This window comes from Streptomyces sp. NH27, assembly GCF_056859195.1.
This window is the reverse complement of sequence record NZ_JACEGK010000244.1, coordinates 1-11,344: the sequence shown is the minus strand read 5'-3', so window position 1 is coordinate 11,344 and position 11,344 is coordinate 1. Positions and strand designations below refer to the sequence as shown.

Annotated in this window: 11 protein-coding genes; all 11 read right to left on the bottom strand. The window is 72.5% G+C overall.

Annotation, left to right across the window (positions count from 1 at the left end):
* Positions 1-110: 110 nt before the first annotated feature.
* Entirely contained in the window at positions 111-1,976 is a 1,866-nt protein-coding gene (locus AC13HU_RS20465) for a transketolase (RefSeq protein ID WP_483043354.1), read from the bottom strand.
* A gap of 160 nt (positions 1,977-2,136) precedes the next feature.
* Positions 2,137-2,394 (bottom strand): TfoX/Sxy family DNA transformation protein, encoded by a 258-nt coding sequence (locus tag AC13HU_RS20460; protein ID WP_328470957.1) that lies wholly within the window; start codon positions 2,392-2,394, stop codon positions 2,137-2,139.
* A 196-nt stretch (positions 2,395-2,590) separates the two neighbouring features.
* On the bottom strand, positions 2,591-3,370 hold the full coding sequence (locus AC13HU_RS20455) for an exodeoxyribonuclease III (RefSeq protein WP_483043353.1): 780 nt from the start codon (positions 3,368-3,370) through the stop codon (positions 2,591-2,593).
* A gap of 43 nt (positions 3,371-3,413) precedes the next feature.
* Complete coding sequence (locus AC13HU_RS20450) at positions 3,414-4,046, bottom strand: MBL fold metallo-hydrolase (RefSeq protein WP_483043352.1); 633 nt, start codon at positions 4,044-4,046, stop codon at positions 3,414-3,416.
* Positions 4,047-4,178: 132 nt separating this feature from the next.
* Entirely contained in the window at positions 4,179-5,564 is a 1,386-nt protein-coding gene (pcaDC, locus tag AC13HU_RS20445; protein WP_483043351.1) for a bifunctional 3-oxoadipate enol-lactonase/4-carboxymuconolactone decarboxylase PcaDC, read from the bottom strand.
* A 59-nt stretch (positions 5,565-5,623) separates the two neighbouring features.
* Positions 5,624-6,247 (bottom strand): hypothetical protein, encoded by a 624-nt coding sequence (locus AC13HU_RS20440; RefSeq protein WP_483043350.1) that lies wholly within the window; start codon positions 6,245-6,247, stop codon positions 5,624-5,626.
* Entirely contained in the window at positions 6,244-7,392 is a 1,149-nt protein-coding gene (locus AC13HU_RS20435; RefSeq protein WP_483043349.1) for an ROK family glucokinase, read from the bottom strand. Before AC13HU_RS20435 ends, AC13HU_RS20440 begins: the two co-directional genes overlap by 4 nt.
* Positions 7,389-8,333 carry an ATP-binding cassette domain-containing protein gene (locus tag AC13HU_RS20430; protein ID WP_483043348.1) on the bottom strand — a complete coding sequence of 315 codons (945 nt, stop codon included), beginning with the start codon at positions 8,331-8,333 and terminating at the stop codon, positions 7,389-7,391. Before AC13HU_RS20430 ends, AC13HU_RS20435 begins: the two co-directional genes overlap by 4 nt.
* Positions 8,330-9,358, bottom strand: coding sequence for an ABC transporter permease (locus AC13HU_RS20425; RefSeq protein ID WP_483043355.1), 1,029 nt, complete (start codon positions 9,356-9,358; stop codon positions 8,330-8,332). Before AC13HU_RS20425 ends, AC13HU_RS20430 begins: the two co-directional genes overlap by 4 nt.
* Before the next feature lie 14 nt (positions 9,359-9,372).
* Positions 9,373-10,359, bottom strand: coding sequence for a sugar ABC transporter substrate-binding protein (locus tag AC13HU_RS20420; RefSeq protein WP_483043347.1), 987 nt, complete (start codon positions 10,357-10,359; stop codon positions 9,373-9,375).
* Between the two features lie 333 nt (positions 10,360-10,692).
* Positions 10,693-11,344, bottom strand: a 652-nt coding sequence (locus AC13HU_RS20415) for a Rossmann-fold NAD(P)-binding domain-containing protein (RefSeq protein ID WP_483043346.1), incomplete at its 5' end; no start/stop codon positions are given.

The window sequence follows — 11,344 nt, the reverse complement described above, 5'->3', positions numbered from 1 at the left end:
CCTCCGGCGTGCGCTCCGGTCGGGTCCGCACCCACCCGCAGCGGCACAGCGGCCACAACGTCGATTAGTCCCTGTGGGCGGCCGGACGGGGGACCGTCCCGGGAAGGGGCTCAGCCGGTGACGAGTTTGCGGGCGGCCGCCGTGATGGAGGGGGCGCTGACGCCGGCGGCGTCGAGTTGCTCATCGGGAGTGGCCGACCCCGGCATGGCGTGGACGGCGAGCCGGGTCAGAAGCGGCATGGGATGCCCGTTCCCGAAGGACTCCAGAACGGCGTCGGCGAGCCCACCCTCGGGATGGTGGTCCTCGACGGTGACGAACCTCCCGGTCGCCTGCGCGGCAACCCGCAACGTCTGCACATCGACCGGCTTGATGGAGTAGAGGTCGATCACGCGGGCGCTGATCCCTTCGGCCGCGAGCTTGTCCGCGGCACCGAGCGCCTCGTGCACGGTGATCCCCGCACCGATGAGCGTGACCTGATCGTCGTCGCCCGCGCGCAGCACCTTGCTCCCGCCGATCGGGAAGGCTTCGTCAGGACCGTAGATCACCGGGAAGTCGCCGCGGCTGGCCCGCAGGTAGGTGACGCCGCGCCGCTCGGCCATGGCCGTGACGAGCTGCACGGTCTGGTTGGCGTCGCACGGGTAGAGCACGGTGCTGCCGTGGATCGCGCGCAGCATCGCGATGTCCTCCAGGCCCATCTGGGACGGGCCGTCCTCGCCGATGGAGACGCCCGCGTGGGTGCCGACCACGTTGAGGTCGGAGCGGGACACCGCGGCCATCCGCAGGAAGTCGTGCGCGCGGGTCAGGAACGCGGCGAACGTGCACGCGTACGGCGTCCACCCGCACACGCCGACGCCGACGGCCGCGCCGATCAGCTCCTGCTCGGCGATGTAGCACTCGATGTAGCGGTCGGGGTGACCGGCGGCGAAGAGCTGCGCCCTGGTGGAGTCGCCGACCTCGCCGTCGAGGGTGACGATGTCGCCGCGCCGGTCGCCGAGTGCCGCGAGCGTCTCGCCGAACGCGGTCCGGGTGGCGACGCTGCCGCCCTTGTCGTAACGGGGCAGGGCGGCGTCCGGGTCGGGCGCCGTGCGGGGCGGCCGTACGGCGTCGGCGGGCCCGTGGACCTGTACCCGCAGGTCGCGGCGGCCGCCCAGCTCGCGGATCGCGGCTTCGGCGTCGGGCAGCGGCTTGCCGTGCTTGCCCTCCTGGTTCTCCACGGCGGCCACACCCCGGCCCTTGCGGGTGCGGGCGATGATCGCGGTGGGGGCGCCGCGGTTGGTGCGGGCGGTCGCCATCGCCTGGTCGACCGCGTCCACGTCATGGCCGTCGATCTCCACGGTGTGCCAGCCGAACGCCCTGATCCGCCGGGCGTACGCCTCCAGGTCCCACCCGTGCCGGGTGGGGCCGCGCTGGCCGAGCCGGTTCACGTCGATGATCAGCGTGAGGTTGTCGAGCCCTTCCATCCCGGCCTGCTCGAACGCCTCCCACACCGATCCCTCGGCCATCTCGCTGTCGCCGCACAGCACCCACGTGCGGTACGGCAGGCGGTCCAGCCGGGCGCCCGCCAGCGCCACGCCGACGCCGATCGGCAGACCCTGGCCGAGCGAGCCGGTGGCCACGTCGACCCACGGGATCTTCGGCGTGGGGTGGCCCTCCAGCCGGCTGCCGAGCTTGCGGAAGGTGAGCAGTTCGTCGTCGGTGACGGCGCCGGCCGCCTTGTAGGCGGCGTACAGCAGCGGGGAGGCGTGGCCCTTGGACAGGATCAGGTGATCGTTGCCGGGGTGCTCCGGGTGGTCGAAGTCGTAGCGCAGATGGCGGGCGAGCAGCACCGCGAAGATGTCCGCGGCGGACATCGAGGAGGTGGGGTGCCCGGAGCCAGCGGCATCCGCGGCCCGGACCGCGTCCACTCTGAGCTGCTGCGCGAGTTCGGCGATCTGCGCGTCGCTGAGGACGGTGTCCTGCGTGACGGTGGGGGGCATCAGGTTTCCCTTCTCGCGACGGTCCCCCTTCGGTGCGGCTGCCCGAGCCCCTGGCGCGTAAACGGCCCGCCGCACCGGGCGCCCCTTCGTCCCTGCCGTCCGTCGAAGCCCACCACCGACAGGTGGTCCCGGAACGGACCGGGCCAGGCGCCCTGGAGGGTCAGGGGCACCCCAGAACGCGGTGGACGAGGGTGTCGCGTTCGGTCTGGGGGATCGCGGTCCAGCGCATCCCGCGAAGCGCACCCTCGAGCGCGAGAAGGGTGTGGGTGCAGGCGTCCTCCGGAAGTTCCGGGCGGATCTTCTCGAAGGCGCGGCCCGAGCCGAGCCGGCGCAGTTCGCCCGCGTCGTCCACTCCGGCGCGGCGCAGCCGATCCGCTAGCACCGCTCCGATGTTCGGCAGTTGCTGAAGGGAGTCCACGTCGTGCCTCCGTACAAGCCGGTGGTGAAGGTGGTGTGAGAGAGCGTCAGGGACCGGTGAGGCGTGTCCCGGGATGTCCGCTGGCGCCATCATGCACGCGCAGTGGTGCCCTTCCGGCCGATCGGCGGCTGACACGCCCGTGGTGGTCCCCCGCGCTGATGACCCCGGTCGGCCGCACGCCGCACCGGGCCCTCCCTCACACCTCCAGGTCGACCACCACCGGGGCGTGGTCGGAGGCACCCTTGCCCTTGCGCTCCTCGCGGTCCACATACGCGTCGGAAACCGCCTTCGCGAACGGCTCGTTGCCGTACACGAGGTCGATCCGCATGCCGCGGTTCTTCGGGAAGGCGAGCTGGCGGTAGTCCCAGTACGTGTACGGGTGGTCGTACTTCAGCGGGCGGGGCAGCACGTCGCTCAGGCCGGTGCCGCGCAGGGTGGTCAGCGCGGCGCGCTCGGCGGGCGTGACGTGGGTCGCGCCCTCGAACGCGGTGGTGTCCCACACGTCGGCGTCGGCCGGCGCCACGTTGTAGTCGCCGAGGACGGCGAAGGGGCGCTGTCCCGCCGCGTCCCCGGCGACGGCGGCGGTCAGCGCCTCGAACCAGCGCAGCTTGTACGCGAAGTGCGGGTGGTCGACCTCCCGGCCGTTCGGCACGTAGACCGACCAGACGCGGACCGGGCCGCAGGTCGCGGCGAGCGCGCGGGGCTCCGCCACGTCCTCGTAACGGGGGCCGTCGGGCAGGCCGTGCACCACGTCGGCCAGGCCGACCCGGGAGATGACCGCCACGCCGTTCCACCGCCCGGTGGCCTCGACTGCGGCCTCGTAACCGATCGCGCGCAGCTCGTCGTGCGGGAACTGCTCGGCGCTGCACTTGGTCTCCTGGACGCACAGCACATCGGTGCCGCTGCTCTCCAGCCAGGCCAGCAGCCGGGGCAGCCGCGCGGTGATCGAGTTGACGTTCCAGGTCGCGATACGCATGTCCCCCAACCTAACGGCTGGGTACGACAGCCCGCCCGCACCCTCAGACGGTGGCGGCCTCCCCCGGCGCCAGCCGCAGGTGGTCGGCGCCGCCGAGGTTGCCGATCTGCATGTCGTAGATCGGGCGGGCGAGGTCGGTCAGCAGCGCGTCGTGCACGTCGATCGACCTGCGCGGCTTCACCTCGCGGACGTAGTCGATCACCTCGGAGATCTTGCTCCACGGCGCCTGTACGGGCAGCAGCAGCGTGTCCACGGCGTGGCCGGGCAGCGTCAGCGCGTCACCCGGGTGGAAGACGGCGCGGTTGATCAGGAAGCCGATGTTGGTGATCCGCGGGATGTCCGGGTGGATCACCGCGTGCAGCTCGCCGTGCACCTGTACGTCGAACCCGGCCGCGGTGAAGGTGTCGCCGTGCCCCACGGTGTGCACCCGGCCCGGGAACGCCGCCGACATCTTCTCCGCGACGCTCGCCGACGTCCACAGCTCGGCCGCCGGGTTCGCCTCCAGCCCAGCCCGCAGCCGGTCCTCGCTGAAGTGGTCCATGTGCTCGTGCGTCACCAGGATCGCGTCCACCCCGGCCACCGAGTCCGGCTCGCTGAACGCCCCCGGGTCGATGACCAGCGTCCGGCCGTCCTGCTCCAGCCGCACGCACGCGTGCGATTTCTTTGTCAGCTCCATGCCCCCATCCTGCCGGGCCCCACGGCACGGCGCCGCACCGCCACGGCTCGCGAGCAGCGCCGAGCGCACCCCGGTGACCTGATGAGCGCGAGGCCCGGGCACATCCGCGACCAGGCAACCCGGGCGGTCCCGTCACCCCTTGCCCGTGGCGGTCTCCTCGTCGATGACGGAGCGAGCCCTGTCCACGGCCGCGCGCGCCGCGGGCAGCCCGCAGTAGACCGCGGTCTGCAGCAACGTCTCTTCTATTTCCGTGGGCGTCAGCCCGCCCCGCAGAGCCGCCCGGGTGTGGTCCGCGAGCTCCTCCAGCTGGCCGAGCACCGTGAGCGCGGTGAGCGCGACGAAGTTCCGGGTGCGGCGGTCCAGCCCGGGACGGGTCCACGTCTCGCCCCACGCCCAGCGGGTGGCGAACGTGTCGAACCCGCTGCCGAAGGTCTTCGCCCGCGCGACGGCGGCATCGACCTCGGCCTCGCCGACCATCTCCCGGCGGATCCTCATGCCCTCGGCGTACGCGTCGGGTTTGGGCGGCGCGGCGGCGGGCGCGGGCACGCGCGGCTGTACCGGCGGCGGCGCGGGCGCGTACGGGACCGTGCCGGAGGTGCGGTCCACCGCCCACGCGGTCTCGAAGTGCCGTACCAGGAGGGTGCCGACGGCGGCGGGCTCCTCGACCGGCGCGAGGTGCCCGGTGCCGGGCACGACGGCGAGCCGCGCGTCGTGGATGCCCGCCACCAGCAGCCGGGCGTCGGCCGGCGGCGTCTCGGTGTCGTCGGCGCCGGCCACCACCAGCGTGGGCACGGTGATGCTGCCGAGCTGGTCGCGGATGTCGAACCCGGCGAGCGCCTCGCACGCGGCGATGTAGCAGGCCCTGTCGGTGGTCTTGACCATCTGCACGGCCCACTGGGTGATCGCCGGCTGGGTGGACCGGAACGGCCCGGTGAACCAGCGCTCGGGGGTGTTGGCGGCGGTGCGGTCCAGGCCGTTGGCGCGGACCACCACGCCGCGCTGCCGCCAGGTGTCGGCGCTGCCGAACCGGGCCGCGGCCGACACCAGGGCGAGCGCGGCCAGCCGGTCGGGCCGCAGCAGGGCCAGCCGGGCCCCCACCGCGGCGCCCAGCTCGCAGCCGGCGTACCCGAAGTTGTCGACCTCCTCGTCGTCGAGGACGGCCAGCAGCCGCCGGGCGAGGTTGTCCACGGTCGAGGCGGGCTCGGCGGGCGCGCCGCCGTGCCCGGGCAGTTCGTACCGCAGGACCCGCCAGTGCGCGGTGAGCTGCGGCAGTTGCCGGTCCCACATGTGCCAGGTCGAGCCGAGCGCGGGTCCGAGGACCAGCACGGGGGCGTCGTCGGGGCCGTCGAAGCGGTACTGCAACGGGGGTTGCAGGTCGTCGCGTTCGTCGTCCGCGTCGGTGGCATCGCCGCCGTCGTCGTCGGTCAGGGCACCGACACGGCCGGCGTACGGGGTGTACGTGGCCGCGGCGGCGTACGTGCCGAGCCGGTCGGCGGTCTCGTCGGTCGTGTCGCTCATCGCCTCACGCTATCGAGTGAAGGGCGGGACATGGCAGGGGCCTCCCTCACGGGCGCCACTCAGCCGCCCCCGAACCCGTGCTGGAAGTTGACAGTGGACACGACGTAGACCCGGGGGTGGTCCGGATTGGTCATGTTGACCGTGATGTTGTGGTCGGGTTTGTCGCCGGGGCGGTACAGGCGCAGACCCGCCCAGGTGCGGTGGATGGCGAAGTTCCAGCCGGCCGCCTTGCACTGGGCGGCCGTCATGGCCACCTTGCCGTACTGCAACGCGGCCCGGCTGGTGCCGATCTGGGCGAGGAAGGTGTCCAGGCCGCCGGCGGTGGTCGCGAACTCGGCGTACAGCTCGCTGGTGTCCCAGGAGTTGGTCTCCAGGTTGCGGACGTAGCGCGCGCCGACCGGGATCGTCACCTGGTAGATCCGCTGCTGGAGCTGGGTCGGGTACACCTGGGTGAGTTGACGGCCGGCCAGTTCGTGTATGGCGTCCTCGCCGCTGCCGCGGCTCTGCGCGGCGGACACCGCCACGTAGCCCATCGGCACGAGCACCAGCAGCGGCACCACGGTCCAGCGCACCCAGCGCGGTGGGTTGCGCGGCAGCCGCGGCGCGGCGGCGAACTCGGCCTCCGCTTCTGCGAGGTCGTCCACGACGGCCGCTTCCGGGCCGCTGTGCTGCGATGTGGTCACGGTTGGGTTGCCTGTCGTCCGAGAGTGCGTCCGTACCGTTCGTAGCGCTCGACCCGGCGCCGGTTGGCCCGGCGGAACCGGCGGGCGACCAGCCGCGCCAGGTCCGCGGCGCCCACCATGCCCGCCTCGGGGCCGAGTTCGGCCTTGGCGATGCGCGCCTCGGGCCGGTAGCCGCGGCCGGTCAGGGTACGCCGGAACGCCTCCCTGGCCGGGGCGATCAGCAGGTCGTCGGCGGCGCTGACGCCACCGCCGATGACGAAGCAGGACGGGTCGAGGGCGGCGGCGAGGTTGGCGATGCCGACGCCGAGCCACTGGCCGATGTCCTGGAACAGCTCCACGCACATCGGGTCGCCCTCGCGGGCCAGTTCGGTGATCAGCGGCCCGGTGATGTCGCGGATGCTGCCGCCGACCCGGTCGTTGATGCCGTACGCCACCGGGGAGTCCGCGGCGGCCATCTCGCGGGCCTCGCGGACCAGCGCGTTGCCGGAGCTGTACTGCTCCCAGCAGCCGCGGTTGCCGCAGGCGCAGCGGTGCCCGCCTGGCACCACCTGCATGTGGCCGAACTCGCCGGCCACCCCGTAGCGGCCGCGCTTGACGCGGCCGTCCTCCAGGATCGCGCCGCCGATGCCGGTGCCGAGGGTGATCATCACCAGGTCGGCCTCGCCGCGGCCGGCGCCGAAGCGCCACTCCGCCCAGGCCGCGGTGTTGGCGTCGTTGTCGACCATGACGGGCACCAGCAGCCGCTCGGAGAGCCGGTCGCGCAGCGGTTCGTCGCGCCAGGCCAGGTGCGGTGCGAACAGCACCCGGGAGCGGTCGGCGTCCACCCAGCCGGCGGCACCGATGCCGACCGCGTGCACGTCGTGCCGCTCGGAGAGGTCGAGAACCAACTCCACGATGGTGTCCTCGACCACCTTGGGGCTTTTGGACTTGTCGGGGGTCTCGGTGCGCAGCTTCTCCAGGATGTTCCCGTCGGCGTCGACCACCCCCGCCATCACCTTGGTGCCGCCGATGTCGATACCGACGGTGGGCACGCGGGGCGCGGTCAGGTGCGAGCGGCGCTCCCTGCGGTCGCGCATACCCACGCTCTGCCACACCGTGGCGCGCGCTGCGCCGCCGCGGTAGACACGTTCACGATTGGCACTCAAGCGATGGTCTCCGGGTCGGGTGGGTCGGCGTGGGGCGCGGACGGAGCGGGCAGAACGGACGGAGCCGGTGGAGCGGGTGGAGCGGGCGTGGCGGTGTCCTCGGCCATTGTGCCGGTTTTCCGGGACCGGCTCAGCTCGTGGGTCAGTTCGTCGAGTTCGCTGCCGCCGGACATCTCCCGCGTCAGCTCGTCCAGCGTAATGTCCTCCTTCAGGTGGCTGCCGGACATCGCGCCACGCTTGAGAAGGACGAAACGGTCCCCGACCAGGTAGGCGTGGTGCGGGTTGTGCGTGATGAGCACCACACCCAGACCGGCGTCGCGGGCCGCGGCCACGTACTTCAGCACCATGCCGGACTGCTTCACGCCCAGCGCGGCGGTCGGTTCGTCCAGCACCAGTACCTTCGCGCCGAAGTGCACCGCCCTGGCGATCGCCACACACTGGCGTTCGCCGCCCGACAGGGTGCCGATCGGCTGGTCCACGTCCCGCAGGTCGATGCCCATCCGCAGCAGCGCCTGGCGGGTGGTGGTGCGCATCAGGGCGGTGTCGAGGCGGCGCAGCGGCCCGCGGCCCTTCGTCGGCTCCGAGCCGAGGAAGAAGTTGCGCCACACCGGCATCAGCGGCACCACGGCGAGGTCCTGGTAGACGGTCGCGATGCCGCGGTCCAGCGCCTGCCGCGGCGAGCTGTGCCGGACCTGCTCGCCCTCGATCGCGTACGTGCCCGCGTCGTGCGGATGCAGCCCAGCGATGATCTTGATGAGGGTGGACTTGCCGGCGCCGTTGTCGCCGAGCACGCAGGTGATCTCTCCGGCGTGCACCTCCAGGGACACCTCGCGCAGCGCCCGTACGTTCCCGTAGGACTTGCTGACGTCGGTGAGCGCCACCAGGGCACCGGGCGCCCCGGCGGAGGGGCCGGGGCTCTTGTCGTCGTCGACCGTGATCACTTGTTCGCCTCCGCCCGCCTGCGCACCCACGCGTTGAGGAGGGCGGCCAGCAGCAGCATCGCCCCCAGGAAGAACTGGAACCAGTCCGGATCCCACTGCGCGTACACGATGCCCTTGCTCGCCATGCCGAAGATGAACGCGCCGACCGCCGAGCCGATCGCGCTGCCGTAGCCGCCGGTCATCAGGCAGCCGCCGATCACCGCCGCGATGATGTAGAGGAACTCGTTGCCGACGCCCTCGCCGGACTGCACCACGTCGAACGAGAAGAGCAGGTGCTGGCCGGAGATCCAGGCGCAGAACGCGACCGCCATGTAGAGGCCGACCTTGGTGCGGGCCACCGGCACGCCGACCGCGCGCGCCGCGTCCGCGTTGCCGCCCGCCGCGAAGATCCAGTTGCCCACGCGGGTGCGCAGCAGCACCCAGGTCGCCACGACCACCAGGCCCAGCCACCACAGGATGGTCACCTGGAGGTCGACCGAGCCGATCGTCCAGTGCGATGCGAACAGGTCGCGGCAGGTCGGGAAGCCCTGCATGTCGCTGATCGACTTGGTCGCCACGGTGCCGCTGATCAGCTTGGTCAGGCCGAGGTTGAGGCCGGCGAGCATCAGGAACGTGCCGAGTGTGATGATGAAGCTCGGCAGTTCGGTGCGCACCAGCATGATCCCGTTGAACGCGCCCAGCGCCAGCGTCACCAGCAGCGAGACCCCGACGCCGACCCAGGTGTTCGCGGTCATCTGGAAGCTGAACATCGACGAGATCAGCGCCGAGCTGGTCACCATCACGCCCGCGGACAGGTCGAACTCACCGCCGATCATCAGCAGCGCCACCGGCACCGCCATGATGCCGATCGTGGACGACGCGTACAGCACGGTGCCCATGCTGGAGGCGCGCAGGAAGGAGTCGGCGACGAGCGAGAAGAACAGGAACACCGCGGCCGCGCCGACCACCGCGCCCAACTCCGGCCGCCCGAGCAGCCGTCGGGCGAGCGACCTGGGCGCCAACCGCTCGTCGCCGGCGCCGCCCATGACGTCCAGCGCGCTCACCTGGTGCCCCGCTTCGTGTACGACAGCAGCGCGTCCGCGTCGTCCTTGGTGACGATCTGCGGGCCGGTGAGCACCGGTTGGCCGCCGCCGAGGGTGTCCTTGTTGTAGCGGTACAGCCACAGCAGGTCGACCGCCTCGTAGCCCTGGAGGTAGGGCTGCTGGTCGACGGCGAAGCCGAGGGTGCCGTCCTTCAGCGAGGCGGCCACCTGGGCGTTGAGGTCGAACGTGTCGATCTCCGCCTTCGAGCCCGCCTGCTGCCTGGCCTTGGCGGCGGTCGCGGCGAAGGGCGCGCCGAGGGTCACCACGGAGTCGATCGACGGGTCGGCCTGGAGCTTGGCCTCGACCGCGGACTGCACGTCGGGCATGTTCGTGCCGTCCACGTAGAGCTTGTCCATGGTGCCGTGGAAGTTCGCCTTCACCCCGGCGCAGCGCTGCTCCAGGCCGACGTTGCCCTGCTCGTGCAGCACGCACAGGGCGTGCTTGCGGCCGCGCGCGTTCAACTCGTCGCCGACCGCGTTGCCCGCGACCGTCTCGTCCTGCCCGATGTGCGTCAGCGCGCCGAACTGCTTCGACTGCTCCGCACCGGAGTTGACGGTGATCACCGGGATGCCCGCCTTCACCGCCTTCGCCACCACCGCCTTCATCGCGTCCGGCTTGGCGAGCGTGACGATCAGGCCGTCCACGTGCTGGTCGATCGCGGCCTGCACCAACTGCGCCTGCTGGTCGCCCTGGTCGCTGTTGGAGTAGAGGAACTTGATGTTGTCCTTCTGCGCGGCCTGCTTCGCGCCGCTCTGCACGATGTCCCAGAACGTGTCGCCCGCGCCGGAGTGCGTCACCATCGCGAACGTCCAGTGCGGGGTGTTCACCGCGGAGCCGTTCGCGGCGAGTTGCTTCGCCCGGTCCTCCGCCCGCTTGCCGCCGGTGGCGCTGCACCCGGCCAGGGCCGCCGCTCCGAGCGCCACCGCGAGCAGCACCCCGACCACCCGGCGTGTCCTTCGCTTCCCCCCGCGGTCGCCGCGGTCGCGTCCCGCCCTTGCCTCCGCCACGTGGCCCTGCCTTTCTCTACGTTCCTTGGTGCAGCCGGGATGAAAGTGCTGCGTGTGACCCTCCCGGCGGCCCCAGCATCCGTCAACCCTCCGCGCACCTCGACCGCCACCCGGGCCGGCCGAGCGCCGGGGCGGTCACGGCCCGCGCGGCGGCGGTCACGGCCCGCGCGGCGGCGGTCACGGCCCGCGCGGCGGCGGTCACGGCCCGCGCGGCGTACGAGGCGACCCGCGCCAAGGGGTGGGCCCGCAGCCCTACCGGCCCTACCGGCCCTACGCCGGGACGCCCTGGGCGTACCACGCGAGGGTGTCGCGGAGCGTGGTCGACAGCGGGCGGGGCCGTGCCCCGAAGAACGCCTCGTACGCCGAGGAGTCCATGACCTGCCCCTCGGTGTGCTGGTAGAACATCTCGGCGTACTCGGCCGCGAACACCTCGTCGAAGGGCCCGAACGGGCGGGACTCGGGCAGGACCACGACGTCGAGCGGGCGCCCGGTCTCCTTGGCGAGGAAGTCGTGCACCTGCCGGGTGGTCCAGGCCGGCGCGGTCGGCAGGTGCCAGACCCGCCCGTCGGCGTCGTCGCCGGTGCGCTCGCCGAGGGTGGCGAGCCCGGCCGCGACCTCGCGGATGTCGGTGTAGCTGTGCGGCAGGTCGATGTCGCCCATGCCGAGCACGGCCCCGCCGGTGAGCGCGCCGGGGAAGACCGCCCCGCCGAGCGAGGAGTTGAGCACCCCGGGCCCGACGAAGTCGGCGGAGCGACCGATGGCGACCCGGGCCCGGCCGGTGCGGTGCGCGTCGAGGTAGCCGCCATGGCCGACGCCGCCGCGACGGCCGCCGGCACCGGCGGGACCCCGCGCGCCCGGCTGCGCGACCTCGTCCGCGCCTTCCGCGGCTGGGCCGTCGCGCAGCCGCACCGCGACCTGCTGA

Excerpts from the sequence above, each read along its gene's own strand:
- pcaDC (WP_483043351.1), bottom strand. The coding sequence starts at position 5,564 with ATGAGCGACACGACCGACGAGACCGCCGACCGGCTCGGCACGTACGCC.
- AC13HU_RS20425 (WP_483043355.1), bottom strand. The coding sequence starts at position 9,358 with ATGGGCGGCGCCGGCGACGAGCGGTTGGCGCCCAGGTCGCTCGCCCGA.
- AC13HU_RS20450 (WP_483043352.1), bottom strand. The coding sequence starts at position 4,046 with ATGGAGCTGACAAAGAAATCGCACGCGTGCGTGCGGCTGGAGCAGGAC.
- AC13HU_RS20455 (WP_483043353.1), bottom strand. The coding sequence starts at position 3,370 with ATGCGTATCGCGACCTGGAACGTCAACTCGATCACCGCGCGGCTGCCC.
- AC13HU_RS20465 (WP_483043354.1), bottom strand. The coding sequence starts at position 1,976 with ATGCCCCCCACCGTCACGCAGGACACCGTCCTCAGCGACGCGCAGATC.